The 25,130-nt window shown below is 63.0% G+C and carries 24 protein-coding genes and 2 pseudogenes; 15 read left to right on the top strand and 11 right to left on the bottom strand.

Going from position 1 to position 25,130, the window contains the following annotated elements:
* Positions 1–21: 21 nt before the first annotated feature.
* From ABSY19_RS06055 to ABSY19_RS06040, 4 genes and pseudogenes are all read right to left on the bottom strand, one after another.
* A pseudogene (locus tag ABSY19_RS06055) lies at positions 22–201 on the bottom strand (arsenate reductase ArsC); the annotation flags it as partial.
* A 22-nt stretch (positions 202–223) separates the two neighbouring features.
* Positions 224–550 (bottom strand): helix-turn-helix transcriptional regulator, encoded by a 327-nt coding sequence (locus ABSY19_RS06050; RefSeq protein WP_159597241.1) that lies wholly within the window; start codon positions 548–550, stop codon positions 224–226.
* A complete protein-coding gene (gene arsJ / locus ABSY19_RS06045) occupies positions 543–1,805 on the bottom strand; it encodes an organoarsenical effux MFS transporter ArsJ (RefSeq protein ID WP_382160132.1) in 1,263 nt (420 codons plus the stop codon). Before arsJ ends, ABSY19_RS06050 begins: the two co-directional genes overlap by 8 nt.
* A 1-nt stretch (position 1,806) precedes the next feature.
* Positions 1,807–2,850 carry an ArsJ-associated glyceraldehyde-3-phosphate dehydrogenase gene (locus ABSY19_RS06040; protein WP_382160129.1) on the bottom strand — a complete coding sequence of 348 codons (1,044 nt, stop codon included), beginning with the start codon at positions 2,848–2,850 and terminating at the stop codon, positions 1,807–1,809.
* Between the two features lie 330 nt (positions 2,851–3,180).
* On the opposite strand from ABSY19_RS06040, the gene ABSY19_RS06035 reads away from it, so the two are divergent.
* Both ABSY19_RS06035 and ABSY19_RS06030 read left to right on the top strand, forming a co-directional pair.
* Positions 3,181–5,550 (top strand): heavy metal translocating P-type ATPase, encoded by a 2,370-nt coding sequence (locus ABSY19_RS06035; RefSeq protein ID WP_382160126.1) that lies wholly within the window; start codon positions 3,181–3,183, stop codon positions 5,548–5,550.
* 380 nt (positions 5,551–5,930) lie between these two features.
* Positions 5,931–6,380: a hypothetical protein gene (locus tag ABSY19_RS06030; protein WP_382160123.1), complete on the top strand. Its 450-nt coding sequence runs from the start codon at positions 5,931–5,933 to the stop codon at positions 6,378–6,380.
* A 396-nt stretch (positions 6,381–6,776) separates the two neighbouring features.
* Here the strand turns inward: ABSY19_RS06030 and ABSY19_RS06025 are convergent, their stop codons facing one another.
* The 4 genes from ABSY19_RS06025 to ABSY19_RS06010 all read right to left on the bottom strand — a co-directional run bounded on the left by ABSY19_RS06025 (position 6,777) and on the right by ABSY19_RS06010 (position 9,188).
* Positions 6,777–7,061, bottom strand: coding sequence for a CopK family periplasmic copper-binding protein (locus ABSY19_RS06025; RefSeq protein WP_382160120.1), 285 nt, complete (start codon positions 7,059–7,061; stop codon positions 6,777–6,779).
* 268 nt (positions 7,062–7,329) lie between these two features.
* A complete protein-coding gene (locus tag ABSY19_RS06020) occupies positions 7,330–8,091 on the bottom strand; it encodes a MauE/DoxX family redox-associated membrane protein (RefSeq protein WP_382160118.1) in 762 nt (253 codons plus the stop codon).
* Positions 8,092–8,300: 209 nt separating this feature from the next.
* Positions 8,301–8,663: a copper-binding protein gene (locus ABSY19_RS06015; RefSeq protein ID WP_382160115.1), complete on the bottom strand. Its 363-nt coding sequence runs from the start codon at positions 8,661–8,663 to the stop codon at positions 8,301–8,303.
* A 33-nt stretch (positions 8,664–8,696) separates the two neighbouring features.
* Complete coding sequence (locus ABSY19_RS06010; protein WP_382160113.1) at positions 8,697–9,188, bottom strand: plastocyanin/azurin family copper-binding protein; 492 nt, start codon at positions 9,186–9,188, stop codon at positions 8,697–8,699.
* A gap of 539 nt (positions 9,189–9,727) precedes the next feature.
* On the opposite strand from ABSY19_RS06010, the gene ABSY19_RS06005 reads away from it, so the two are divergent.
* Both ABSY19_RS06005 and ABSY19_RS06000 read left to right on the top strand, forming a co-directional pair.
* A complete protein-coding gene (locus ABSY19_RS06005) occupies positions 9,728–10,411 on the top strand; it encodes a heavy metal response regulator transcription factor (RefSeq protein WP_382160111.1) in 684 nt (227 codons plus the stop codon).
* Positions 10,411–11,799 carry a heavy metal sensor histidine kinase gene (locus ABSY19_RS06000; protein ID WP_382160108.1) on the top strand — a complete coding sequence of 463 codons (1,389 nt, stop codon included), beginning with the start codon at positions 10,411–10,413 and terminating at the stop codon, positions 11,797–11,799. The genes ABSY19_RS06005 and ABSY19_RS06000 overlap by 1 nt, the downstream gene beginning before the upstream one ends.
* A gap of 51 nt (positions 11,800–11,850) precedes the next feature.
* On the opposite strand, the gene ABSY19_RS05995 is transcribed toward ABSY19_RS06000, so the two are convergent.
* From ABSY19_RS05995 to ABSY19_RS05985, 3 genes are all read right to left on the bottom strand, one after another.
* On the bottom strand, positions 11,851–12,252 hold the full coding sequence (locus tag ABSY19_RS05995) for a DUF305 domain-containing protein (RefSeq protein ID WP_310309652.1): 402 nt from the start codon (positions 12,250–12,252) through the stop codon (positions 11,851–11,853).
* Between the two features lie 312 nt (positions 12,253–12,564).
* On the bottom strand, positions 12,565–13,890 hold the full coding sequence (locus ABSY19_RS05990) for an MFS transporter (protein WP_382160105.1): 1,326 nt from the start codon (positions 13,888–13,890) through the stop codon (positions 12,565–12,567).
* Positions 13,891–13,936: 46 nt separating this feature from the next.
* Positions 13,937–14,215, bottom strand: a complete 279-nt coding sequence (locus ABSY19_RS05985; protein WP_382160103.1) for a metal-sensing transcriptional repressor — start codon at positions 14,213–14,215, stop codon at positions 13,937–13,939.
* Positions 14,216–14,286: 71 nt separating this feature from the next.
* Here ABSY19_RS05985 and ABSY19_RS05980 point away from each other — a divergent pair, with 71 nt between their 5' ends.
* From ABSY19_RS05980 to ABSY19_RS05930, 11 genes and pseudogenes are all read left to right on the top strand, one after another.
* A complete protein-coding gene (locus tag ABSY19_RS05980; RefSeq protein ID WP_382160100.1) occupies positions 14,287–14,709 on the top strand; it encodes a hypothetical protein in 423 nt (140 codons plus the stop codon).
* A gap of 53 nt (positions 14,710–14,762) precedes the next feature.
* Complete coding sequence (locus tag ABSY19_RS05975) at positions 14,763–15,500, top strand: HupE/UreJ family protein (RefSeq protein ID WP_382160098.1); 738 nt, start codon at positions 14,763–14,765, stop codon at positions 15,498–15,500.
* 20 nt (positions 15,501–15,520) lie between these two features.
* Positions 15,521–16,174: a transmembrane anchor protein gene (locus tag ABSY19_RS05970; protein WP_382160096.1), complete on the top strand. Its 654-nt coding sequence runs from the start codon at positions 15,521–15,523 to the stop codon at positions 16,172–16,174.
* A gap of 199 nt (positions 16,175–16,373) precedes the next feature.
* A pseudogene (gene dmeF, locus ABSY19_RS05965) lies at positions 16,374–17,356 on the top strand (CDF family Co(II)/Ni(II) efflux transporter DmeF).
* Between the two features lie 41 nt (positions 17,357–17,397).
* Positions 17,398–17,766 (top strand): hypothetical protein, encoded by a 369-nt coding sequence (locus tag ABSY19_RS05960; protein WP_382160095.1) that lies wholly within the window; start codon positions 17,398–17,400, stop codon positions 17,764–17,766.
* A gap of 97 nt (positions 17,767–17,863) precedes the next feature.
* Complete coding sequence (locus ABSY19_RS05955; RefSeq protein ID WP_382160092.1) at positions 17,864–19,156, top strand: TolC family protein; 1,293 nt, start codon at positions 17,864–17,866, stop codon at positions 19,154–19,156.
* Positions 19,153–20,445 (top strand): efflux RND transporter periplasmic adaptor subunit, encoded by a 1,293-nt coding sequence (locus ABSY19_RS05950; protein ID WP_382160089.1) that lies wholly within the window; start codon positions 19,153–19,155, stop codon positions 20,443–20,445. The genes ABSY19_RS05955 and ABSY19_RS05950 overlap by 4 nt, the downstream gene beginning before the upstream one ends.
* Positions 20,409–20,765, top strand: a complete 357-nt coding sequence (locus ABSY19_RS05945) for a copper-binding protein (protein ID WP_382160086.1) — start codon at positions 20,409–20,411, stop codon at positions 20,763–20,765. Before ABSY19_RS05950 ends, ABSY19_RS05945 begins: the two co-directional genes overlap by 37 nt.
* Entirely contained in the window at positions 20,762–23,881 is a 3,120-nt protein-coding gene (locus ABSY19_RS05940) for an efflux RND transporter permease subunit (protein WP_382160083.1), read from the top strand. Before ABSY19_RS05945 ends, ABSY19_RS05940 begins: the two co-directional genes overlap by 4 nt.
* A gap of 277 nt (positions 23,882–24,158) precedes the next feature.
* The gene (locus tag ABSY19_RS05935; protein WP_382160080.1) at positions 24,159–24,323 is read left to right on the top strand and encodes a DUF305 domain-containing protein; all 165 of its coding nucleotides are present in this window, start codon (positions 24,159–24,161) and stop codon (positions 24,321–24,323) included.
* 511 nt (positions 24,324–24,834) lie between these two features.
* Positions 24,835–25,062: a hypothetical protein gene (locus ABSY19_RS05930; RefSeq protein WP_382160077.1), complete on the top strand. Its 228-nt coding sequence runs from the start codon at positions 24,835–24,837 to the stop codon at positions 25,060–25,062.
* The last annotated feature ends 68 nt before the right edge of the window (positions 25,063–25,130 follow it).

The following is a 25,130-nucleotide window of genomic DNA, read 5'->3' as shown; positions in this document are numbered from 1 at the left end:
TAGGGGATGTATTGAACCTCGCAGATGGCTGCGCTCCAGGAGTTCGATCGCGTTCGGATTGACAGCACCGGCCGCATGACTCCCCGCGCTGTACGCACGGAAGCGGCCTGCACCGAGCTGGTTCAGGATGGCTTCGGCCATGATGCTGCGCGCCGAGTTGCCGGTGCAGATGAACAAGACGTTGTAGATGGGTTTCAGCATGGGAGTCTTTCCGCGTGGATGTTCAGGGGCAGTCGGTACAAACGACCTGATTGACTTCGCAGGGCTGCCCTTCGCAGCAATGCGCGGTGAGAAAACCCAGCAATCCGTTCATCTGCGGAATGCTGGCGCGGTAGATCAGGTGACGGCCATCTCGCTCGCTGCCGGCCAAGCCGGCATGCACCAGCTCCTTGAGGTGGAACGAGAGCGTGGTGGGAGAGCATCCCAGCGCCTCGGCCATCTGGCCGGGCGAGACCCCTTGAGGTCCGGCCACCACCAGCAGGCGGAAGATGCGCAGGCGCGTTTCCTGCGCGAGCGCTCCGAGGGCGCGCACGACGTCGGCTTCATCCATGATTCAGTCTTTCGTTCTTTGCAAGGACATCAACCTGCTTCCTTACGGGGAGTAACAGGGTGAGCAGCCAGCAGATCACCAGCATCACGGCAGAGCCCGTCAACGCGTACAGCAGGCCCCCCCACTGGTACAGCAATCCGGACATGAGCGTGCCCATGAAACGCCCCAGCGCGTTGGCGGCGTAGTAGAAGCCCACGTCCTCGGCGGCCTTTTCCGAACCGGCGTACGCCAGGATCAGGTAGGAGTGCACCGACGAGTTGACGGCGAAGGCGAAGCCGAACAGGCCCAGGCCACCGACCACCACCCACTCCAGGTTCGGCACCTGCAGGTAGACCGCCACGGCGATGCCGATGGGCACCAGCGCCAGCAAGGCCGACCACAGGCGCGCGGCAGGCACTTCGGCACTCAGGCCATCGGCGCTGCGGCGCACCAGTTGCGGCGCGAGCGCCTGCACCATGCCGTAGCCGATCGTCCAGGCGGCGAGAAAGCCGCCCACCATGGTGAAGGTCCAACCCTGTGAATACAGGAACACCGGCACGCCCACCACGAACCACACGTCGCGTGCACCGAACAGCACGACGCGCGCCGCAGCCAGGGCGTTGATGCCCGCGTTCTTCGCGAACAACTCTTTTGCTGACTTGGACGCCTTGCTCTTGCCCATCATGGCAGGCAACGAACTGATCACACCGATCAGCACGAGCGCAAGCAGGCCCGCCATGCACCACAGTGACGCCTGAAATCCGAGGGCCTCCAGCAGCAGGCCACCCAAGAAGAAGCCCACGCCCTTCATTGCGTTCTTGCTGCCCGTGAACCACGCCACCCACTTGAACAGCTGGCTCGAACCCTGCTCTTTGGCTTGCGAGGCCGTGACCTTGATCGCCGACTTGCTCGCGGTCTTGGTCAAATCCTTCGCCACACCGCAAATGCCTTGGGCCAGAACCACCCAGGCCACCGACATGGCGGCGGTCCACGCCGGATCGAGCATCGAGAGCAGCGTGAATCCGATAATCTGCGTGACCAGGCCCACGGTGAGCATGCGCGTGATCCCGTAGCGCGTGGCAAGCCAGCCGCCGATCAGATTGGCCAGCACGCCCGCCGCTTCATACAGCAGGAAGAGGAACGCGAGCGCGAACGGCGAATAGCCGAGCTTGTAGAAGTGCAGCAGCACCAGCATGCGCAACGCGCCGTCGGTGAGCGTGAAACCCCAGTAAGCGGCGGTGACGATGGCGTAGTTGCGGGCGGCGTGTTGCTGCATGTCAGATACCCACGTCGCGCATGTGGCAGGCTAGGTCGACCATGCGACAGGCGTAGCCCATCTCGTTGTCGTACCAGGCGTAGACCTTGAGCAGCGTGCCGTCGGTCACCATCGTGGAGAGGGCATCCACGATGGAGCTGCGCGTGTCGCGCGCGTAGTCGGCACTGACCAAAGGCCGCGTCTCATAACCCAGGATGCCCGCCAGCGAGCCTTTTGCCGCGTTGGCGAACAGCGCGTTCACCTCCTCGGCCGTGGTCTCGCGCTTGAGTTCGAACACGCAGTCCGTGAGCGACGCGTTGAGCGCAGGCACGCGCACCGCGTGGCCGTTGAGCTTGCCCTTGAGTTCGGGGTAGATCAACGCGATCGCGGTGGCGCTGCCGGTGGTCGTGGGCGCCAGGCTCATCAGCGCGCTGCGGGCGCGGCGCAGGTCCTTGTGCGGCGCGTCCACCACCAGGTTGGTGTTGGTCGGGTTGTGCAGCGTGGTGATCTGGCCGTGGCGGATGCCGATCGACTCGTGCACCACCTGCACCACGGGTGCGAGGCAGTTGGTGGTGCACGACGCGGCGGTCACGATGCGGTCGCGCGCGGGTTCGTACTGCGTGTGGTTCACGCCCACGACGATGTTGAGCACGCCGCCCACCTTCACGGGCGCGGCCACGATCACGCGTTTTGCGCCGCGGTCCAGATGGCCCTGGATCGTTTCGGGCGTGAGGAATTTTCCGGTGCACTCCAGCACCAGGTCCACGCCCAGATCGCCCCAGGGAATTTCTGCCGCCGTGCCGTGGGCGCTGAACGACATTTGCTGCCCATCGACGCGGATGGCGTGTTCGCTCTCGGCGGCGATGTCGGCCCGCCATTTGCCCTGCACGCTGTCGAACGCCAGCAGGTGCGCGGTGGCTGCGGCCCCGCCCTTGAGCTCGTTGAGGTGCACCACCTCCAGCCGGTTGCCTGCCCGTGGATCGTCGTTTTGGCGCTCTGCGGCCCCCATGGCGGCGCGCAGCGCCAGTCGCCCGATGCGGCCCATGCCGTTGATGCCAACCTTCATGTGGTTCTCCGTTGGAAATTAAATCAATCATTCAATAATAATGGAATTATCGCAGAGATATGCGTCAGTGTCGTGAAGAGCGTGATCTAGTACTACGTAAGGTCGACTGCAACGCATCACCAAAAATCGCGCAGGACGGGCTAGACGCTCACCGAACCTGAGTGACCCCTAGGCCTAGCGAACCGAGAGAAAGCCCGTTCACACATCTTGACCTTCCCATGGTGTCAAGGCTCATCCTTTCCTCAACTCACAGCAATGCCTCTCGCGACAATTTGGCGGAAGATGGTGATCAGGGCCACGGGGTTTCGTAACTTCCAAGAAGGGAAAGACATGGACACACAAGCACAACACAACCATGCGGACCACCACCACGGCGCGTCCAAAACGCCTCACCCGGCAACCGGACTGAAAGATCCGGTGTGCGGGATGGCCGTCACCGAGAAGTCGCCACACCACCTCGAGCACGCGGGGCGACCGTACTATTTCTGCAGTGCGAAGTGCCAGACCCGGTTTGCAGCCGAACCCGAGCGGTTTGTTAAAAACGCGGCGGAGCGTCACGCAGCCCCAACGCCCGCTCCGCAGGGCAAGCCCGGCACGGTCTACACCTGTCCCATGCACCCGGAGATCCGGCAGGACCACCCCGGCAACTGCCCCAAATGCGGCATGTCGCTGGAGCCGCTCATGCCCGAACTCGAGGCCGACGAGAACCCCGAGCTGGCGGACTTCCAGCGTCGCTTTTGGTGGACTTTGCCCCTCACGGTGGTGGTCACCGTGCTGGCGATGTTCGGCCACAACCTCGGCTGGTTCGACATGGCCACACAGAGCTGGATCGAACTGGTGTTGACCGTGCCGATCGTGCTGTGGGCCGGCTGGCCGTTCTTCGTGCGCGGCGCGCAGTCGGTGATGAACCGCAGCCCCAACATGTGGACGCTGATCGCGCTGGGCACCGGCGCGGCGTTCGTCTACAGCGTGGTGGCCACGGTGGCGCCGCAGGTGTTCCCCGACTCCTTTGTGTCGATGGGACGCGTCGCGGTCTACTTCGAGGCGGCGGCGGTGATCATCTCGCTGACCCTGCTGGGCCAGCTGCTGGAACTCAAGGCGCGGTCACAGACCTCGGCCGCCATCCGCGCGCTGCTGGGCCTGGCGCCCAAGACCGCGCGGCGCATCACGGCCCAAGGGCAGGAGGAAGACGTGCCGCTGGCCCACGTGCACGTGGGCGACCTGCTGCGCGTGCGCCCCGGCGAGAAGGTGCCCACCGACGGCATAGTGGTCGAGGGCCGCAGCTCGGTCGATGAATCCATGCTCACCGGCGAGCCCTTGCCGGTGAGCAAGCAGGCCGGCGACAAACTGATCGGCGCCACGCTCAACACCAGCGGTGCCCTGGTGATGCGCTCCGAGCACGTGGGCTCGGACACCGTGCTCTCGCAGATCGTGCAGATGGTCGCCCTGGCTCAGCGCTCGCGCGCGCCCATGCAGCGCATGGCGGACCAGGTGGCGGGCTACTTCGTGATGGGCGTCGTGGCGGCGGCGCTGCTCACCTTCTTCGGCTGGGGCCTGTTCGGGCCGGAGCCGAGCTGGGTCTATGCCCTCATCAATGCGGTGGCCGTGCTCATCATTGCCTGCCCCTGTGCGCTGGGCCTGGCCACGCCCATGTCCATCATGGTGGCGACCGGGCGCGGCGCCACCCACGGGGTGCTGTTCCGCGACGCCGCGGCCATCGAGAACCTGCGCAAGGTGGACACGCTGATCGTCGACAAGACAGGCACCCTCACGGAAGGCCGCCCGAGCTTCGAACGCGCCGTGGGCCATGGCGGCTTCTCCGAGGATGAGGTGCTGCGCCTCGCCGCCAGCCTGGACCAGGGCAGCGAACACCCGCTGGCCCACGCCATCGTGGCCGCCGCGAAGGAAGAGGGCCTGGCACTGGACAAGCCCGAGCAGTTCGACTCCGAGTCCGGCATCGGCGTGCGGGGCGTGGTGAATGGCAAGGGCCTGGCCCTGGGCAACACCGCGCTGATGCAACAGGTGGGGGTGGACGTCTCGCCCCTGGCCGCCGAGGCCGAAGCGCTGCGAGCCCAGGGTGCCAGCGTCATGCACCTGGCGGTGGACCAGGCATTGGCCGGTCTGTTGGCCGTGTCGGACCCAGTCAAAGCCACCACTGCGGATGCGCTGAAGTCACTGAGCCGCGCGAACATTCGCGTGATCATGGCCACAGGCGATGGCCTGACCACCGCGCGCGCGGTCGGCCAGCGCTTGGGCATCGATGAGATCCACGGCGAAGTGAAACCCGCCGACAAGCTCCAGCTGGTGGAGCAACTCCAGGCGCAAGGCCGCGTGGTGGCCATGGCTGGCGACGGCATCAACGACGCGCCGGCCCTGGCCCGCGCCGATGTGGGCATCGCCATGGGCACGGGCACCGACGTGGCGATGAACAGCGCCCAGCTCACCCTGGTCAAAGGCGACCTGCGCGGCATCGCCACGGCCCGCGCGCTCTCGGTCGCGACCGTGGCCAACATGAAGCAGAACCTGGCGTTCGCCTTCCTCTACAACGCCCTGGGCATTCCGCTGGCCGCAGGCCTGCTGTACCCGTTCACGGGCTGGTTGCTGTCGCCCATGATCGCCGCGCTGGCCATGAGCCTGAGCTCTGCGTCGGTGATCGGCAACGCCTTGCGCCTACGCGGTGCAGCGATCCGGGAAGAATGACGTTGGTCCGCAAGGTCAACACACCGCCGATGTCTTCGGCATACCTCGGAAGCTCCTAGCACTTGATGTCGCTAAAGAAAGCTACCCCCATGCTGCAAGGCCTAAAGTTGAGGTTGGCTCAAAACCAACGATGCGCAGTCACTCCAAATTCGCGGACTGACAGGAGCAGCGGCCGGAATTCATTGACAAACCACTCGGGCCGCCTGAAGGACTCACGAAGGTGGACGTCATCCCCGCCGGGCGATACCATGCCCTCGGGGATAGGTGCCAGCCATTGCGCACGCTGAATCGGACATACTGACACGCTGCATGCAGTTGTAGTAGTGAACGGACGAATATCCGCCGATGCCATGGCCCCCTGGTGAGAGGACCTCACGACGATGCCCGCGATTGAGGAGAAGAATCAAATGAAGAAGCCTAAGTGGAACGAGGTGCCTTCGCGCGATGCAGTCGCAGGTAAGGGCGGAGTTGCATTGCCGGAGGGGTTCCGACGTGTGATGGAGGAGAGAAAGCACAGCGGCTGCTTGTGTGTCGTCTCTCGTGTCGCCCAAGACGCCGAAGGTGTTGTGACATACGTTGAGTGGGGCATCATCGACAAGTGGCTCTGCGATTGGCTCGCAGGTCCGGAGGTCGCCGACGTAGGCAACGTCCTGCAGGCCGTAGAAGACGGTGGCCGGGTGTCGACGTTGTTTGCCACGCCGACAGGGTTCGCCCAAGGACCCAATGTTGTCGTCGATCGCACGCGCCAGTTCGCATTGGAGAGTGGAGGCCCCGCGGAGTGGAACGTGCACATGCTCGCAAGGCTTCAGCTGGCTCGCCACCTTCATTGATGAGGCGACCATCCGGGGTTCGTACAACCAACAACCGGGCAGTCACCTCAGGAGGATGACCTAGCGACGGGCGCACGCATCCAGCAAAGGGAAACTAGGAAACTCAGACTGCTTGTGAGACGCTGGCTTCAAGCTGTTGCCTCTTTGAAAGTGAAGGATAGGTGTGGGAATTTCGTAGGCCGCAGCCTTGTTCCACCCCCTTCACCGGCTACCTGCTATCACCCATGTTCGCCGTGTTGACGATGAGTATGAGGTCAGCATCGGTCTTCAAGAACGGTTGACGAAGGCTCAGGCATCCAACTGAAAAGAGCTTCTCGCCATTGCTGGCAAGAAGCTCTTGGACGACGGTCTCGAAATCAGAGAAAACTGGACCGCAAGAGTGCAAGTGGCCCAGCTTTAATTCTGGTGGCCTTTGTTCAGCAGGACGTGCAGACGCGCGACTTCGTTGCCCGTCGTTGTGATGCTTTTGCCGTCGGCCGTCTGGACGACTTCACCCTTGCTGAGGTGAAGCACACGTCCAAACTTGCTTTCCTTGGCCATCAAGCCGTCCTTGAAGACATAAAGCTTTTCGCCGTTTTGCAATGCAATGACTTGCTTGGCCTCGGACTGGGCTGCGTCCATGGCGAATGCAGGGGCCAGTGCGGCCAGTGAAAGGACGAGGATGCTGAGCTTGCGAATCATGGAGGTCTCCTTTGAGAACAAAAATCACATCAGTTCAACTGAATCGATGTGGTACAGCGTACGGACTCAATGTAGTGATATGCCCCTGACCCACAGCTTGCGAGTGCATTACATCTTGGCCAGCGCAAAGTCAGGAGGCGACGAAGAGATTCAGCCGCACACAATCTGGCACTGAGTTTCGCCCACACCGTACCGTGTCATCAGCAGGTCACTCTCAGCCTCTGATCTCGGCATTGCCCCGAGATACAGCCTGCTGGAGCCTACACGGTCATAGCGGCGCTTGATAATAGAAGGCCATCCACAGGCCCATACCGATCATCAAAAGGTTTTCGGTGAGTGACACGAAGCCCAGCGGAACATTGCTGGCACCGCCGACGCAGGCGCACTTCAACTCGCGTCGGTCAATGTAGACGGCCTTGATAACGGAGACGGCGCCAACTGTTCCAATAAAGAGGGCCACTGGGATCGACAACCAGTTCAACGCACCCGCGATCATCAAGACCCCGGCCAGGCCCTCCGCGAACGGATAGATATAGGAATACGGCACCCATCGCCGAGCCAACAAGTCGTAGTTCAGGAACATCGTCGCGAAGCTCTCGACGTTCTGAAGCTTGAGCAGTGCCAACGCAGCCATGCTGAAGGCAACAAACCACTCCGCTGCTCGGATCGTGAAGGGGCTATCGAAAACCGCGTAGCTCACCGCGAGGGCCATCAACGCCGTCATACAGAAGAGCGTGAGGACTGGGCGGTAGGTCGTGGCCTTCGGGTCTGCGACAGTCATCCCAAAGTGGCGGCGAAGGTCGTCGTATCCGCCGACCCGTTTCCCTTCAATGAAAGCCTGCGGCGTGGTTTTCACGCCATGCTTGGCTTTGAAGGTTTCTGTCGCCTGCTCAGTGGTCAGCCACTTGTCTTCCACCTCGAACCCTTTGCGGTGCAGAAGATCCTTCGCCTTCAGGCCATAGGGGCACACGTGCTTGTCCATGACCATGCGGTAGAGCGTTGCTCTTTGCGGCTGAGTTGCAGGTGTCATTTGCGTCTCCAGGTGATAGGGCCTACGGACAGGCTCATTGTTGGACGAAGCCTCGCTCATGGTCGCAGAAAACTTCTCTCACGATGTCGCATCACATGGCATCTCAAGCCACACCACATGCGAGGGCGTCCCTAGAACCAAAAATAGTACAGGGCTAGGTTGCAAAACCGAGCCCTGTACGAGAGATGGCGTTGAGTGTGCGTGTCAGCTCACTTGCCTGGCTGGATGTCGGTCACGACCATCTTTCCGGCGTCCTGGATGACGATGAACTGGATCTTCTCGCCCACCTGAACCTTGTCCAGCATGGCTTTGTCCTTTGCGTTGAAGACCATGGTCATCGGGGGCATGTCCATGTGCTTGATTTCGCCATGCTTGATCGTGATCTTGCCGTTTTCCTTGTCAATCTTGCGAACTTCGCCGTCGGTCAGCCCCGGTGCGGCCGCCGCGCCTGTCGTGGCTTGAGCCATGCCCATCTTGCTGTGATCCATGGTCATCTGTGCCATGGCGGGCAAAGACAGTGAAAGCGCTGCAGCGGCGAGAAGCTGCGCCACCGTTTGGGAGTATCTGCTCATGATGTCCTTCCTTGATAGAGATGTCCCGAGGGACTACTTGGCAACGACCTTGATCTTGCCCACCATGCCGGCCTCGTAGTGGCCAGGCAGCAGGCAGGCGAAGTCAAACTCGCCGACCTTGTTGAAGCTCCAGATGATCTCCCCTTTTTTGCCTGCTGCCACGTGGGCCATGTAGGGCTCATCGTGCTCCATACCGGGGAATTTCTTCATCATTGCGGCGTGCTCATCGAGCTCCTTTTTCGTTCCCAGAACAAACTCGTGCATCACCTTGCCATTGTTGACATGCACGAACTTGATCGTTTCACCTTGCTTGACCTCGATGAAATCGGGTGTGAAGCGCATGTTGTCCGTCATGCCGATCTCCACGGTGCGTTTGACAGCATTCGGCTGTCCGGCGATGCCCCATGCTTTTTGCTCCATTTTCACAGGAGCATTTCCTTTGGGGTGCTTTTCATCGCCGTGGGCGAAGGAGGCGGTTGAGGCGGCAAGAATTGCGGCCACGATAAAAGTTTGAGTGATGCGCATGACAGAGGTTCCTATCGGTTGGTTGGGTTGATGGAGGGAGTAGAAAAATTTGATCAGTGCTTCGTGGCAGCCCCATTGGCGGGCGCCGTGTCTGCACTTTCCGGTCCATGGGCTTGACCAGTTCGCGGTGTGCCCGCCAAGCTTGGCGCATAGGGTCTTTTGAGCACATCAAGCTCAGACCAGAGGCCGCCTGTTCCGGACGTTGCACATTGGGTGCGGTTTCTCTTTCCCATTTGAGAATTTCTGCATGTCCACGTTTGACCTGCCCCACGGCGTCGTTGGCTTCACGCCAATTCTTCTCGGCGGGTGCCGGTGCTATCCGGGCAGACTCGAACAAGGGGAGGGCCAGCGCACCCATCGCAATGGCTCGCAGTACCGAGGGGGGATAAAGTCGATGAATCACTGATCCTTTTCAACCGGTTCACGCTGCACGCAGTTTGCAAGAGGCCCCCCGTCGCAAACCTTTCTGTCACATTACATAGTTGTCAGGTACGGTTCCGTACAGCCGCTGGAAGCGAAAATGTTGAATCGGAGTGCACATGAAAATTCTGATTGTCGAAGACGAACCCAAAACTGGCGACTACCTCCGCCTGGGGTTGCGCGAGGCCGGCCACGCCGTTGAATGGCTCACTAATGGGGTTGACGGGCTGCACCATGCTCTGGAGGGCGATCACGACCTCGTCATCCTGGACGTCATGCTTCCCGGAATTGACGGCTGGAAAATTCTCAAGGGTCTGCGTGCGCAGGGCCGCGAGATGCCGGTGTTGTTGCTGACCGCCAAGGATTATGTCGATGACCGCGTCAAGGGGCTGGATCTGGGTGCGGATGACTATCTGGTCAAGCCGTTTTCGTTCTCCGAGCTTCTGGCTCGAGTGCGCACCCTTCTGCGCCGGGGGCGCTCTGGAATGGAACCGACCTCCCTGCAGGTCGCGGATCTGAAGCTGGACTTGCTGCGCCGCCGGGCTATTCGCGCAGGTAAGCGCATCGACTTGACCGCCAAGGAGTTCGGTTTGCTGGAGTTATTGATGCGCCGAGCCGGTGAAGTGTTGCCTCGCTCGTTGATTGCTTCTCATGTATGGGACGTCAACTTCGACAGCGACACCAACGTCATCGAGGTGGCCATGCGCCGTCTGCGTTCCAAGGTGGACGATGGGTTCGAATACCGCCTGTTGCGGACTGTGCGAGGCATGGGCTACGTATTGGAAGGGCCGGAGTCCCTCTGATGATCCGGCGCTTGACCCTCACAGCACGCCTGACTCTTCTGTACACCCTGGTTTCCGCCTCGGTTCTCCTGGGTCTGGGGGTCATGGTGGCCTGGTCCACCCACGTTCACTTCATCGACCTCGACCGCCACTACCTTGAGGACAAGGTGCACCTGGTTCAGAAGATGGTGGAAGAGACGCCCGATGCAGCGAAGCTCTCCACGAAGCTCGATGAGCTGCTGGACAGCCACCATGGCCTAGTTATCGCGATCACGCGTGGTAACGAGCGCATGTATGGACCGGACACCAATACCTTCCCAAGCCATCTTGCTGTTCAAAGTGCCCATGGCCGGCCGATCGACTGGACCGATGGGAAGCGTCAACTGCGCGGCATCAGCAAAGAGCTACCTTTGGCCTATGTGCTTGGTGCCGTTGGAAACCCAGGTGATCGCATTCGATTGACACTGGCGCTGGACACGCAGCACCACGCCCATTTCATGCAGGTGCTGCGCCAGCAGTTGGCGGTCTACGCGATGGTCGCCACCCTGCTCAGCGGATTGCTGGGTTGGTGGGCTGCTCGCCGCGGTCTGGCCCCCCTGCGGATCATGAAGGAGCGAGCGCTAAAGGTGACCGCCCATAAACTTGACCAGCGGATGCCGATCGAGGCGGTGCCTGTGGAGATGGAAGAACTGGCCAACAGTCTCAACACGATGCTGGAGCGACTGGAACTGGATTTTTCAAAGCTCATGGACTTCTCAAGCGACCTCGCGCATGAACTGCGCACCCCCATCACCAACTTGATGACCCAGACCCAGGTATCTCTCTCGCAACGCCGTGATCCGGATACCTATCGCGACATCCTAGCCTCCAATGCCGAGGAGCTCCAGCGCCTTTCGCGCATGGTGTCCGATATGCTGTTTCTCGCGAAGACAGACCATGGCATCCAACTCCCGAATCGAGAAAATGTCGAGCTGGAAGCCGAGGTGGCCAGCCTGCTGGATTTCTACGATGCGATCGCCGAAGAAAAAGAGGTTCGTCTGCGGGTAGTTGGAACGGGCACAGTGGCGGGAGACCGACTGATGATCAGGCAGGCCATCAGCAACCTGCTTTCAAACGCACTGCGGCATGCTCATCCGCGCTCTGATGTCGAACTCATCCTTCACCACCAAGACGATAGCACCGCCTTGTGTGTGACCAACACGGGTGACCCTATTGAAGCCGTCGATCTGCCCCGGCTGTTTGATCGCTTCTATCGGGTAGATAAGTCGCGCACTCATCTTTCATCGGACGGCGCTGGCTTGGGATTGGCCATTACCAAGGCCATCATGCTTGCTCATGGCGGCGGCGTATCGGTCACCTCGACAGTAGAAAATACGACGTTTTGTCTGCGGTTTCCGCGTCAACGCTGAGGGTCGTTCTCCCTTCTCCCCTAGCGCTTCCTATTTGAAGGCACCCATCGCTCACTTCTGTTTGGCGAGCCACTTGTCGAACTGTGCAATCTCTTTCTTTTGCGCCGCGATGATTTGCTTGGCCATGGCTTTCATTTCTGGAGACTTGCCATGCTTGAGCTCCATCTCGGCCATGTTCAAGGCTTGCTGGTGGTGAATTTTCATCATCATTGCGAAGTCTTTGTCGGTGTTGCCGGTCATCGGCATCTTCTGCATTTCCTCCATGCCCATCATCATGGAAGCTTTCATGTCTGCAGCACCAACTCCACCTTTGTGCATGTCCCCCATGGGCGTGCTCACAGAAGGACTCGTTGCCGGTGTGGTTTGGGCTTGTACAGAAGCCGACAAACCACCGAGAGCGGTCAACGAGGCGAAGCACAACGCGTGCAAAGGAACAAGCTTGATGCATTTCATCGCGATCTCCTGAGATTGTGTGAGACTGATCATTGCCAACGCGACGCTGCCTGACTGTGCGGCAGCGCACAGTGAATTGGTCGCAACGAGGCATCTCAGACCGGACGGCAAGCGACATTGGCGCGGCCAAACGCAGTCAATGGTCGCGGTGCGAGCCGTGCTGATCTTGGCAGGTGGGCTGAAGTAGGAGGTGGAAACCCCGTTCACCCATTGGCGAGATCCATTCAAACGTCTGAGTCGTGAATCGTTTTCGGACGCAGGGCCGGCAAGGTGACCAGCAGCATTGCAGAGGGCCGCTGCGAGGTCACGGCATCAGCCGCCCCGTCCAGGCCACCGGGGATGGTGGTCATCCACCACATAGGGATGCGCGCGTCGCAGGCCCTTCTCTGCGGGCACCCCGTCGTGCAGGTGCGCGTTCCCTGCGGGCAGATTTGCATGTTCGTGCTCGATCATATCGGGGTCATGTGCGGGCCAGATGCGCAGCGCCAACAGCACCGCCATCAGCGCGGCCAAACCCAGGCCGGCATAAGTCAGCGGTATGCCCAGTCGCGCGCCCAACCACCCGGCGAGTGGGTAAAAGATCAGCCAGCATGCGTGCGAGAGCGCGAACTGGGCGGCAAAAAGCGCCGGTCGATCCTCCGGCTGGGCCGAGCGCCGCAGGAGGCGGCCCGAGGGCGTCTGGGCGGTTGAATAGCCCAACCCAAGCACAAACCACAGCATCAGCGTCCCAGTGAATGAAGCCACCTGAGTGCCCACCCCCAGGCCCACAACCAGTAGGGCCGCACCGGCGAGCATGGCCACTCGATCGGACAGCCTGTCCAACAGGCGCGGCAGGCCCAGCGCTGCCACCATCGAGCCGGCCCCAAAGAGAGCCAGCGCCAGTGCCACCGATGTCTGCGTGAGGCCCATGTCGGCCTGGACGATAACCACCGTGTTGACGAACACCATGGAGCCGGCCGCAGCCACCACTGCATTGATGGCCAACAGTCCTCGCAAACGGGGCGTCGCCAGAAAGATCCGCAGCCCGCGTGTGGTGCGGTCATAGATGCTACGGCGCTCGAGCGCGAGATTCTTCGGCAACGCCACCGAGAACACCAAGGCGGCAGAGGCCAGGAAGCCCACAACCGTTCCAGCAAACAGGTCGTGAAAGTCGATGACCGTTAGCAGCGCAGCGGCCAACATCGGACTGACCAGGCTCTCCATGTCGTACGCCAACCTGGAGAGTGACAAAGCCTTGGTGTAGTCCTTCTCCGCTAGCAAGACGTCAGGGATGGTCGCTTGAAAGGTGGGTGTGAAAGCTGCCGAGGCGGACTGCAGCACGAAGATCAGCACATACACCTGCCAGATCTGGGTGACAAAGGGCAGCAACAGGGCGACTGCCGCGCGCACCAGATTCAGAGACACCAGCACAGCGCGGCGCGGAAAGCTGTTCACAAAAGCGGCCGCCACCGGTGCCACGCCCACGTACGCCGCCATCTTGATGGCCAATGCCGTGCCCAGCACGACGCCGGCGTCATCGCCAGCCAAGTCGAATGCCAGAAGACCCAGCGCCACGGTGGCCAGCCCGGTGCCCAGCAGGGCAATCACCTGAGCGGCGAACAGCTGCCGATAGGTGCGATGACCCAGGATGTCGAGCATGCCAGTGGCCTCGGTTATCCGAAAAGGATGAGTGCGATGGCGCGCACTACAGGTAGCGCGTGATTTCCCTGAACTCTTCCATCGAGTGACGTTGACCCCGCGGCAGCGGCCCCACCATATCTTCCAGGCAATGGTCCAGGTGGTCCTGGATCAGCGTCTTCTTGGCCTGCTGGACTGCCTTCTCCACGGCCTGCAGCTGCTGGGCGATGTCCAGGCAGGTGCGCCCTTGTTCGATCATTTCAACGATGCTGGCGAGATGCCCGTTGGCCCTCTTCAACCGCTTGATGATGGCGGGATGCGAAGCGTGCGTGTGATGTTCCGTCATGATGAATCCTATGCCCCTGGGGGGGATACTATAATCCCGATTCACCGACTCTTGGTCCCGCCTCAATCTGCATGACGCATCGCGAAACTGCCCTGCCCACAAGGACGTGCCTGCCGCTTGCCGTGTGGTGGCTCGTGGCGATGGCGCTTGTGCTCGGCGCCGTGCTGTCACCGGTGGGCACCTTGAACTCCCACGGCCTGGCTGAGATCACTTCGGTTCAACACGGCACTCATTGCGACGTGGCCGGGGCCTGCGAACATTTACACGAGCACGCGGCTGACGACATGGCCACAGACGTTGTGCACCACTCCGCCAGCGCCGAGCATGCGCAACACAGCGCAGACCACGCGCACGACAAGGCATATGTGCTGCGTGGCGCTCTGAACCTCCCCATGCCCCGACCCACCCACTGGCAGGCCATCGCCGCACCCAGGGTCGAGAGGATGGTGCCATCACGGCTTGACCGGCCTCCGATGGCGCAGACCCACGCCTGACATTCAGTCGCTGCCGAGTGCAGCCATCTTGTTTTCAGACCATCGGAGTCTTCATGCACAGCTTTCTTCACGAAAGGCTGCCACGTTCGCCCTGGGCGATCTGGCAAACCAGCCTGTTACTTCTATCTGCTTTCATTCTTTCGCTGCTCCTCGGTACCTCCGAGGCGCTGGCCCATGCGGTCACCGAGGGCGACAAGGGCTACATCCAGGAAATCTCGGGCGTCAACCTGTTGCCGTTCGTGTACCTGGGTGCCAAGCACATGATGACGGGGTACGACCACATCCTGTTCCTGTTCGGAGTGATTTTCTTCCTCTACAGGATCAAGCACATCGGCATCTACGTGAGCCTGTTTGCGCTGGGTCACTCCACCACCATGATCCTGGGCGTTTACTTCAACGTCGGGATCAACAGCTACCTGATCGACGCCATCATCGGTCTGTCCGTGGTCTACAAGGCCTTGGACAACATCGGTGCTTTCCAGCGTTGGTTGGGGTTCCAGCCCAACACCAAGATCGCCACCCTGGTGTTTGGCCTGTTCCACGGCTTCGGTCTGTCCACCAAGATCCTGGAGTACGAGATCTCGGCCGATGGACTGGTGCCCAACCTGCTCGCCTTCAACGTGGGCGTGGAAATCGGGCAGCTGCTGGCTCTGGCTGTCATCCTGATCGGCATGAGCTACTGGCGTCGCACGCCCAGTTTCGTTCGCAATGCCTACACCGCCAACGTCGCCATGATGAGCGCCGGCTTCATTCTTGTTGGCATGCAGCTCACTGGCTACTTCGTGTCCTGAACACCCAAGGAATCTGAACCATGTACAACAGTGAAACACCTTTGCGCGCTGAGCTGCCTTCCTCCAAGCAGTTGTTGCGCTCCACCGTTCTGGCTGCGGTCTCGGCCGTCGTCCTTCTTGTGGCCGTCGTGCTGCCGTCTGAGTACGGCATTGATCCCACGGGTGTGGGCCGCGTTCTGCGCCTGACCGAAATGGGCGAGATCAAGACCCAGTTGGCGGCGGAAGCCGCAGCCGACACAGCGGCCGCATCTGGCAATTCCGTGGTGACATCGGCCCAAGCGCAGCAACCCCAGCCGGGCGCCCGCAGTGCGCCGACGCAGGCCGTCACTACTGACGCAAAGCCTGCCGTTCAAGAGGCCCCGTGGCGCGATGAAATGACTGTCACCCTGACCCCAGGCGAAGGCACGGAGATCAAGATGCGCATGAGCGAAGGCGCGAAGGCCGAGTACACCTGGGTGGTACAGGGAGGTCGGGTCAACTTTGACACCCACGGTGATGGTGGCGGAAAAAACATCAGCTATGAGAAGGGGCGCGACGTGCCTGCGGATGACGGGCAGCTTGTGGCGGCATTCACCGGCAACCACGGCTGGTACTGGCGCAACCGCGGCAAAGCCGACGTGAAGCTTGTATTGCGCACCCGCGGCGAATACACCGACATCAAACGCGCCATGTGAGAACAGGGGCGCCTCATTCAACCAGTGCGGCGCCCCGCCATTCAAACTAAACACCTTCCTGGATCATGCTGAAAACGCCACGCTCCCTTGTCAGAACCCTTTTGGTCACCTGCCTGTTGTCTGCACTGGCAGCATGAGAAAACACCCATTGCCGCCACCTTCATGGGGAACTGATTCCTTGAACAACCCACCCCCGACCATGAAAACCGATGACCTTTCCCCCTGGCAGCACCATCACGTCTTCGACCAGAGCAACCCGATGGCCGAGCGCGGGACCCGCGCCGTGATGTTGATTACCGCCGTGGCGATGGTGGTCGAGATCGTGGCGGGCTGGTGGTTCAACTCGATGGCGCTGCTTGCGGACGGCTGGCACATGAGCTCACACACCGTGGCCATTGGTGTGAGTGCCTTCGCCTATGCAGCAGCCCGTCGATATGCACGCGACCCCCGCTTTGCTTTCGGCACCTGGAAAATCGAAGTGCTCGGCGGCTTTGCCAGCGCCATTTTCTTGCTGGGGGTGGCCGTCTTCATGGTGGTGGCTTCCATGGAGCGGATGTTTTCACCCCAGCCTATCCAGTATCAGGAGGCCATCGCCGTGGCGGTGCTGGGGTTGATCGTCAATGTGGTGTGCGCGGTGATCCTGGGAAAGGCCCACCATCATGGGCACGGCCATGATGATCACCATGGCCACGGCGGTGGTCACGCCCATGAAGCCAGCACGGACCTCAACCTCAAATCGGCCTACCTGCATGTGATCGCAGACGCCACCACGTCCGTGCTGGCCATTGTGGCTCTGGTGGGTGGCTGGGTGTATGGCTGGTCGTGGCTGGACCCGGTGATGGGTATCGTGGGTGCCGTGCTGGTGGCCTACTGGGCCAAAGGGTTGATGGCCGAAACCAGCCGTGTGCTGCTAGATCGGGAAATGGACCATCCCGTGGTGGACGAGATTCGCGAAGCCATTGAAGGTGGGTCAGCTGAATACGTGACACGCCTTACCGATCTGCACGTGTGGCGTGTGGGGAAACAGGCATTTGCCTGTGCGCTCAGTGTTGTGACAGATGACCGTGACCTCTCCCCCAACAATTGCGCGAGCGAGTGGGCGTTCACGAAGAAATCGTTCACGCAACAATCGAGATTCACTACAGCGCCGAAAAACGGGTCGCGGCTCCTCATGGCATTTGAAAGCTACCCTACCAGGGGTGTCTCAACATAGAATCCCGTTCATGCGCCGTCTGTTAGCCCTCGTTCTGTGTCTGCTGATCCCCTTGCAGGGATTCGCTGCGCCGCAGACAGAGGAAACGCCGTGCCCGATGCAAGCCATGATGGCGACGCAGCCGGACGCTGGCGACGCGGTGGACGTCACCGCCCAGACGGATGGAATGCCCGACTGCTGCAACGACCTCGCCACCTTCGAACACACCGGCCAGGCCTGCAAGACCGGTCAGGCCTGCACGGCACCCACCGTCTGGATGCCGCCGATCGGCGTGCCGCGGTTCGAGTCCCCTGCTGGCGCGGCTCCGCCGACGCCGATCCTGCGCGTACGAGCCACCGGCGCGCCCGCCAGTCTCTGGCGTCCTCCCTCCCTGATCTGACCTCCCCACACAGCGCAGACCGCCCCGACCCGGGCGGTCCCTGCCATCGCGCGTTGACCGGGCTGCTGCCCGCGCGCGCTCGCTCCGGAGCTCAGACATGGAACAACACCTTCTCCCGACAACCCGCGCGCGGGCCCCGTGGCACGCGCTGGCCGCCGCCATCGCCTGGCTGGCCATCGCGACAACGCCCGCCGCAGCGAACCCGTCCGAACCGCTGAGCCTGGGCGCGGCGGTGCGCTCGGCGCTGGAACATTCGCGCGGCCTGCAGGCCTCCGATGCCGCCGCGGCAGGCGCTCGCGACATGGCCGTCGCAGCAGCACAGCGGCCCGACCCGGTGCTGCGCCTCTCGCTGGACAACCTGCCCGTGAACGGGCCGGATCGCTTCAACACCACGCGCGACTTCATGACCATGCGCTCGGTCGCGCTCATGCAGGCGCTGCCCAACGCGGACAAGCGCCGCGCCCGCGGTGAGCGCTTCGAACGCGAGGCCGATGCGGCGCTCAGCGAACGCGCGCAGCGCGCCACCCTGCTGCAAACCGAGGTGGCCCAAGCCTGGCTGGAGCGCCGCATGCAGGAGCAGCGTTTGTTGTTGCTACAGGCGCAGATCACCGAAGCGCGTGTGCTGGTGCAGACCACCGAGGCCGCCCTGCGCGGTGGGCGTGGCTCCACGGCCGATGCGCTGAGCGCGCGCGAGGCATTGGCTCAGTTGGAGCAAGGCTTGATCGGCGCACAGGCCGAGCGCGCCAACGCTCGCCTCACGCTGGCACGCTTCACCGGCGGCCCGCCCGACCACCCGCTCGCCGATCCCCCATCATGGCAACGCAGCACGGCCACGATCGGTCAAATGGACCTCTTGCCCGATCTTGCCGCGCTGCAGGCCCGCGAAGCCGTGGCCCGGGCCGAGGCCGAGGTAGCCCGCCAAGAACTCAGGCCCGACTGGAGCGCCGAGGTCATGTTCAGCCAGCGCGGCTCGCAGTTCTCCAACATGGTGTCGATCGGTATCTCCGTCCCGCTGCAGTGGGACAAGCCTCAGCGCCAGCAGCGCGAACTGGCTGCGCGCCTGGCCCGTGTGACCGAACTGGAGGCCGAGCGCGAAGAGAAGACCCGCGAGCGAGCGCTGCAAGTGCAGCGCTGGCAGCAGGACTGGCGCGCGGGGCGGGATCGACTGGCCTACCTGGATGCACAGCGTCAGCCGCTGGCCACGCAGCGTGTTGACGCTGCACTGGCCGCATACCGAGGCGGTCGCGAAGGCCTGGGCGCCGTGCTGCAGGCGCGCCGCGACGCGCTGAACCTTGCCCTGGAACGCCTGGCCCTGGAGCGCGACACCGCGGGCCTGTGGGCGCAACTCGAATACCTGCTCCCCGACACCACGACTGGAGTGAAGCCATGAACAAGACAAGATCCCTCATCGCACTGGCCACTGTGGCCGCTCTCTCTGGCGTGGGCGCTGGCGCCTGGTGGCTGGGCATGAAGCAAGGCAGGGGCGACACCACTTCGGTCACCGCGCAACCGGCAGCAAGCACCAGCGCCCTCGACGACCCGTCGCAGTGGACCATCCCGCAAGGCGAAGAGGCCACGCGCCGGCATATCCGGGATGCACTCAAGGCCGGCGATGTGGACCCGGCAACGGGTCGGCGCATCCTGAATTACCACGACCCCATGGTGCCGGGCAAGAACTTCGACGCACCCGCCAAGTCGCCCTTCATGGACATGATGCTGGTGCCACGCTACGCCGGTAGCGACGCGGCCGACGCCAGCAGCGTCACGGTGAGCCCGCGCATCCAGCAGAACCTGGGCCTGCGCACAGCGCCGGTGGTCGAAGGCTCACTGGTGTCGGAAGTGACCGCAGTGGGCAATGTGGCCTGGAACGAGCGCGAGCAAGTGGAGTTGAGTTCACGCGCCATGGGCTTCGTCGAGAAGCTGCATGTGAAAGCCGCGCTCGACCGCGTGGCCGCCGGTGCGCCACTCGCCGAACTCTACGTGCCCGACTGGGTGTCCGCGCAGGAGGAGTACTTGGCGCTGGCCCGCCTGAGCGGCCCGGGCACTGAGGCGCTGCAGGATGCCGCGCGGCAGCGCATGCGCCAGGCCGGCATGCCAACCGCCCACATCGAGCGTGTGGTGATTTCAGGCAGGGTGCAGTCGCGCTTCACACTCACCGCGCCCATCGCCGGCATCGTGAGTGAACTCCTGGTGCGCGAGGGTGCCACGGTGATGCCAGGAGCCCTGCTGATGCGCCTGCAGGGCACCCGCACGGTGTGGGCCGAGGGGGCGGTGCCCGAGAGCCAGGCCGCGCTGCTGCAACCGGGCGCCCGTGTGCGCACCACCAGCACCGGCGCGCCGGGGCAGACCTTTGAAGGCCGGGTGCAGGCGCTGCTGCCTGCGGTGGATGCGGTCACGCGCACCATTCGCGCAAGGGTCGAGTTGGCCAACCCGCAGGGCCGGCTGGTGCCGGGCATGCTGGTGAGCATGCGGCTGGCCCTGCCGAAGGCTGCAGCGAGCTTGCTGGTACCCAGCGATGCGGTGATCCACACAGGGCGGCGCAGCGTGGTGATGGTGGCTGAGGAAGGGGGACGCTTTCGCCCGGTGGAGGTGACCGCGGGCCTGGAGGTTGGGGGCAGACCGAGATCAGCGCAGGCCTGCAGATGGGGCAGCGCGTGGTGCTCTCGGGTCAGTTCCTGATCGACTCCGAGGCCAGCCTGCGCGGACTGGAAGCCCAGCTCAATCAGGAACTCACGCCGACGTCTACGTCCAGGCAACAGCGCTACACCACCGAAGCGGTGATCGATGCGCTCAGCGGCGACACGGTCACGCTCACTCACCCACCGATCCCGGCGCTGAAGTGGCCGCAGATGCAGATGGGCTTTCAGTTACCGCCGCGCTCGGAACAACCACGCGATCTCAAAGCAGGCGACCGGCTGCAGATCGAGTTTGAAATGCAGGACGGCCAGGTGCCGCGCATCACCAGCCTGCAACGTGTGGCGCCGGAGGCGGGCAAATGATCGCGCGCCTGATCCACTGGAGCATTGCCAACCGCTTCCTCGTGCTGCTGGCCACGCTGATGCTGAGTGCCTGGGGTCTGGTGGCGATGCAGCGCACGCCGCTGGACGCCTTGCCCGATCTGTCCGACACGCAGGTGATCATCCGTACCACCTGGCCCGGCCAGGCGCCACAGATCGTGGAGAACCAGGTCACCTACCCGCTCACCACCACCATGCTCTCGGTGCCCGGCACAAAGGCGGTGCGTGGTTTCTCGATGTTCGGCGACAGCTTCGTCTATGTGCTGTTCGACGACAACGTGGACCTGTACTGGGCACGTTCGCGCGTGCTGGAGTACCTGAACCAGGTGCAGGCGCGCCTGCCCGCCACGGCCAGGACCTCGCTCGGGCCCGACGCCACCGGCGTGGGCTGGATCTACCAGTACGCGCTGGTGGACAGAACCGGCCAGCAGGACGTGGCGCAACTGCGCGCGCTGCAGGACTGGTTCCTGCGCTTCGAGCTCAAGACCGTGCCCGACGTGGCCGAGGTGGCCAGCGTGGGCGGCATGGTCAAGCAGTACCAGATCGTGCTCGACCCCGACCGATTGGCAAGCTACGGCATCACGCAGAAGATGGTGGGCGAAGCGGTGGGCCGCGCCAATCAGGAGGCCGGCGGCTCGGTGCTGGAACTCGGCGAGGCCGAGTACGCGGTGCGCGCCAGCGGTTACCTGAAAACGCTGGACGACTTCCGCGCCATTCCGCTCACGACCACGCCGGCCGGCGTGTCGGTGCGGCTGGGCGACGTGGCGCGCGTGCAGACCGGACCCGAGATGCGGCGCGGCATCGGCGAGCTCAATGGCGAGGGTGAGGCCGTGGGGGGTGTGGTGGTGATGCGCTCGGGCAAGAACGCGCTGCGGACCATCGAGGCGGTGAAGGCCAAGCTGGCCGAGTTGCAGCGCAGCCTGCCGGCGGGCGTGGAGATCGTGCCGGTGTACGACCGTTCCGGCCTGATCGAACGCGCGGTGAAAAACCTGGGCGTGAAACTGGTGGAGGAGTTCATCGTGGTCGCGCTGGTCTGCGTGGCGTTCCTATTCCACTTTCGCAGCGCGCTGGTGGCCAGCGTGTCGCTGCCACTGGGCGTGCTCATTGCGTTCGGGGTGATGCAGCAGCAGGGTATCAACGCCAACGTGATGTCGCTCGGCGGCATCGCCATTGCCATCGGCGCCATGGTGGACGCGGCCATCGTGATGATCGAGAACGCGCACAAGCACCTGGAGCGCTGGGCGCATCAGCACCCCGGCGAAACGCTGCGCGGCGACGCGCACTGGAAGGTGATCGCCACCGCCGCGGCCGAGGTCGGCCCGGCGCTGTTTTTCTCGCTGCTGATCATCACGCTGAGTTTCATCCCGGTGTTCACGCTGGAGGCGCAGGAAGGCCGGCTGTTCGCGCCGCTGGCCTTCACCAAGACCTATGCCATGGCGGCCTCCGCCGGCCTTGCGGTTACGTTGATCCCCGTGCTCATGGGCTACCTGATCCGCGGGCGCATCCCGGCGGAAACCGCCAACCCGCTGAACCGCGCGCTGATCGCGCTGTACCGACCGGTGCTCGACGCCGTGCTGAAGGCGCCTCGGCTCACACTGGTGGTCGCCGCGCTGGTGCTGGTGGCCAGCCTGTGGCCGCTGCAGCACATCGGCAGCGAGTTCATGCCGCCGCTGGACGAGGGCGACCTGCTCTACATGCCCACCGCGCTGCCCGGGCTCTCGGCGTCCAAGGCGGCCGAGTTGCTGCAGCAGACCGACCGCCTCATCAAGACCGTGCCCGAGGTGCAGAGCGTGTACGGCAAGGCCGGGCGCGCAGACACCGCCACCGACCCCGCGCCACTGGAGATGTTCGAGACCACGATCCAGTTCAAGCCGCGCGAGCAGTGGCGTGCGGGCCTCACGCCCGAGGCGCTGGTGGAAGAACTCGACCGCACCGTGCGCGTGCCGGGCCTCTCCAACATCTGGGTGCCGCCGATCCGCAACCGCATCGACATGCTGGCCACCGGCATCAAGAGCCCGGTGGGCGTGAAGGTGGCCGGGGCCGACCTCGCCACCATCGACCGCCTGACCCGCCAGATCGAGCAGGCGGTGAAGGACGTGCCCGGCGTGAGCAGCGCGCTGGCCGAGCGGCTCACCGGCGGGCGCTACATCGACGTGGACATCCGCCGCGCCGACGCCGCGCGCTACGGCCTGAACATCGCCGACGTGCAGGAGATCGTGGCCGGCAGCGTGGGCGGCATGAACATCGGCGAGACGGTGGAGGGCCTGCAGCGTTTCCCAATCAACCTGCGCTACCCGCGCGAGTTGCGCGACTCGCTGCCCAAGCTGCGCGCCTTGCCCATCGTGACGCCCACCGGCCAGCGCCTGGTGTTGTCGGACGTGGCCGATCTGCGCATTAGCGACGGCCCGCCCATGCTGCGCAGCGAGAACGCGCGCCTGGCCGGCTTCGTGTACGTGGACATCCGCGGCCGCGACCTGCGGGGCGCGGTGCTCGACATGCAGCGCGCCGTGGCCACTGCGGTGGAGTTGCCAGCGGGGTATTCGGTGTCGTGGTCTGGGCAGTTCGAGTTCCTGGAGCGCGCCACCGCCAAGCTGCAGCTGGTAGTGCCGTTCACGCTGCTCATCATCTTCGTGCTGCTCTATTTGATCTTTCGCCGGTTCGATGAGGCGCTGCTGATCATGGCCACGCTGCCGTTTGCGCTGGTGGGTGGCGTGTGGTTGCTGTGGCTGCTCGGGCACCACCTGTCAGTGGCCAGTGCGGTGGGCTTCATCGCGCTGGCCGGTGTGGCGGCCGAGTTCGGCGTGATCATGCTGCTCTACCTCAAGCACGCCTGGCGGGACCGCCTGGACGCCGGGCTGGACGGCGACGCCTCGCTGCTGGACGCGATCCGGGAAGGCGCGGTGCTTCGCGTGCGGCCCAAGGCCATGACGGTGGCCACCATCGTGGCCGGGCTGCTGCCGCTGTTCTGGGGCCTGGGCACCGGCAGCGAGGTGATGCAGCGCATCGCCGCGCCCATGGTGGGCGGCATGATCAGTGCGCCGCTGCTTTCGCTGTTTGTGGTGCCGGTGGCCTACCGGCTGATGCGGAAGCCGCGTTGACGCTGTCTCGGATTGGCCGTACCGCTGCTTACAACCGTGCCAGCCGCAAACCGCTTCGGAGGCCGACAGCAGGGGCACGCTGTCCTTGCCTCTTGAGCATCCTCCGCGCGTGCACTAGCGGCGGTCCCCGTCTGAATGCGCAGCACTTCTTCGGAGCTTTCACTGAATCTGCGCGTGCGATTGGGCGCTTCATGTCGTTCTCGCCCTGATTTTCGTCGCCGCATTGGCCGCCACACGTCAACAAAGCGCGATTGGCGACATACAGTTCATCGCATCCATGATCCTGCACCACTCCGGCGCCATCCTGATGTGTCGTGAAGCCCGCATCCAGGACGTGGAGCTTATTAAACTGTGTGAGGAAATTGCAAGTGCTCAGCGAAAGGAGATTGAGCAGATGAATGCAATCCAGGCTCGGCTGGAGTTAAGGGCGCAAAACTCGTAGTTTGCTCCTGATCAACATCAGTTCGTCGTGCACGCAATCAATGTGGTGTGCCTACATGCCGTGGTACGGACGGCTGTTCTGGCGGCTGTGCACCGCCGCTGATCGCATCAGTTCTCGCTTGGCACATCCCAAAGCGAAGGGACAGGGGCAGTCTTCGATTGGTACCTCCAACATGCTTCTACCTCGCGCCTGGATAGTGACTTGGCCAAGGTGTCGGAGTCGACAAAACGCAGATAAACGCTTGGTAAGCTGGTTCCCCCATGGGCTCGTCAGCTCTAAGCCTTTCCGCATTGGTTCCAGAGGGTGCGATGGAATGCCGGTTAACTTTCGGCTGCTAACCCGGTTTTCTGCATCGAGATTGAGATCACCCCGAGTAGCCGTCCAGCATCGAGACGCGGGATGAACGGGTGTTCGATCTGGCGGCGGTGCTCGCCGGCGGCACCACCGAGTTGATCTACACCTACGGCTTTTGGCGACGGCTGGCGCCACCGGATCCATGTCGAGGACGGCCTTGGAGCCCGGCGCGAAGAACACTCGCCCGCTTTGCATAGCCGGAGCCAACGCCTGTCCTCCTGAAGATGTGGGCGGGCCACCGGGCTTCAGCGACTTCTTGCAGGCTATCGTCGACCCAATGCATCCTGAGCACTTGGCAATGTGGGAGTGGAACGGCGGATTCTTCGATCCCGCTGGCTTCGACTTCAATGCCGTGAACGCCGCGATGCAAAAGCTGCGCCTGTAGGGCGTCCGTCAAGATAGGATGACCGGACGTTTACAGCAGATGAACCAGTAGCCGCCGACGACGTCAGG

The organism is Hydrogenophaga sp. ANAO-22, assembly GCF_042466645.1.
In the GTDB taxonomy this organism is placed as follows: Bacteria; Pseudomonadota; Gammaproteobacteria; order Burkholderiales; family Burkholderiaceae_C; genus Hydrogenophaga.
The sequence above is the reverse complement of the archived record's forward strand: the minus strand, read 5'-3'. Positions and strand labels throughout refer to the sequence as shown.

What these genes read in the sequence shown, in the direction of transcription:
- ABSY19_RS06025 (WP_382160120.1), bottom strand. Translation starts at nt 7,061, where the DNA reads ATGATTCGCAAGCTCAGCATCCTCGTCCTTTCACTGGCCGCACTGGCC.
- ABSY19_RS05940 (WP_382160083.1), top strand. Translation starts at nt 20,762, where the DNA reads ATGATCGCGCGCCTGATCCACTGGAGCATTGCCAACCGCTTCCTCGTG.
- ABSY19_RS06015 (WP_382160115.1), bottom strand. Translation starts at nt 8,663, where the DNA reads ATGAGCAGATACTCCCAAACGGTGGCGCAGCTTCTCGCCGCTGCAGCG.
- ABSY19_RS05955 (WP_382160092.1), top strand. Translation starts at nt 17,864, where the DNA reads ATGGAACAACACCTTCTCCCGACAACCCGCGCGCGGGCCCCGTGGCAC.
- ABSY19_RS05980 (WP_382160100.1), top strand. Translation starts at nt 14,287, where the DNA reads ATGACGCATCGCGAAACTGCCCTGCCCACAAGGACGTGCCTGCCGCTT.
- ABSY19_RS05995 (WP_310309652.1), bottom strand. Translation starts at nt 12,252, where the DNA reads ATGAAATGCATCAAGCTTGTTCCTTTGCACGCGTTGTGCTTCGCCTCG.
- ABSY19_RS05935 (WP_382160080.1), top strand. Translation starts at nt 24,159, where the DNA reads ATGATCCTGCACCACTCCGGCGCCATCCTGATGTGTCGTGAAGCCCGC.
- ABSY19_RS05970 (WP_382160096.1), top strand. Translation starts at nt 15,521, where the DNA reads ATGTACAACAGTGAAACACCTTTGCGCGCTGAGCTGCCTTCCTCCAAG.
- ABSY19_RS05960 (WP_382160095.1), top strand. Translation starts at nt 17,398, where the DNA reads ATGCGCCGTCTGTTAGCCCTCGTTCTGTGTCTGCTGATCCCCTTGCAG.
- ABSY19_RS06035 (WP_382160126.1), top strand. Translation starts at nt 3,181, where the DNA reads ATGGACACACAAGCACAACACAACCATGCGGACCACCACCACGGCGCG.
- ABSY19_RS05990 (WP_382160105.1), bottom strand. Translation starts at nt 13,890, where the DNA reads ATGCTCGACATCCTGGGTCATCGCACCTATCGGCAGCTGTTCGCCGCT.
- ABSY19_RS05985 (WP_382160103.1), bottom strand. Translation starts at nt 14,215, where the DNA reads ATGACGGAACATCACACGCACGCTTCGCATCCCGCCATCATCAAGCGG.
- ABSY19_RS06000 (WP_382160108.1), top strand. Translation starts at nt 10,411, where the DNA reads ATGATCCGGCGCTTGACCCTCACAGCACGCCTGACTCTTCTGTACACC.
- ABSY19_RS06040 (WP_382160129.1), bottom strand. Translation starts at nt 2,850, where the DNA reads ATGAAGGTTGGCATCAACGGCATGGGCCGCATCGGGCGACTGGCGCTG.
- ABSY19_RS06030 (WP_382160123.1), top strand. Translation starts at nt 5,931, where the DNA reads ATGCCCGCGATTGAGGAGAAGAATCAAATGAAGAAGCCTAAGTGGAAC.
- ABSY19_RS06050 (WP_159597241.1), bottom strand. Translation starts at nt 550, where the DNA reads ATGGATGAAGCCGACGTCGTGCGCGCCCTCGGAGCGCTCGCGCAGGAA.
- arsJ (WP_382160132.1), bottom strand. Translation starts at nt 1,805, where the DNA reads ATGCAGCAACACGCCGCCCGCAACTACGCCATCGTCACCGCCGCTTAC.
- ABSY19_RS06010 (WP_382160113.1), bottom strand. Translation starts at nt 9,188, where the DNA reads ATGCGCATCACTCAAACTTTTATCGTGGCCGCAATTCTTGCCGCCTCA.
- ABSY19_RS06020 (WP_382160118.1), bottom strand. Translation starts at nt 8,091, where the DNA reads ATGACACCTGCAACTCAGCCGCAAAGAGCAACGCTCTACCGCATGGTC.
- ABSY19_RS05945 (WP_382160086.1), top strand. Translation starts at nt 20,409, where the DNA reads ATGGGGCAGCGCGTGGTGCTCTCGGGTCAGTTCCTGATCGACTCCGAG.
- ABSY19_RS05950 (WP_382160089.1), top strand. Translation starts at nt 19,153, where the DNA reads ATGAACAAGACAAGATCCCTCATCGCACTGGCCACTGTGGCCGCTCTC.
- ABSY19_RS06005 (WP_382160111.1), top strand. Translation starts at nt 9,728, where the DNA reads ATGAAAATTCTGATTGTCGAAGACGAACCCAAAACTGGCGACTACCTC.
- ABSY19_RS05975 (WP_382160098.1), top strand. Translation starts at nt 14,763, where the DNA reads ATGCACAGCTTTCTTCACGAAAGGCTGCCACGTTCGCCCTGGGCGATC.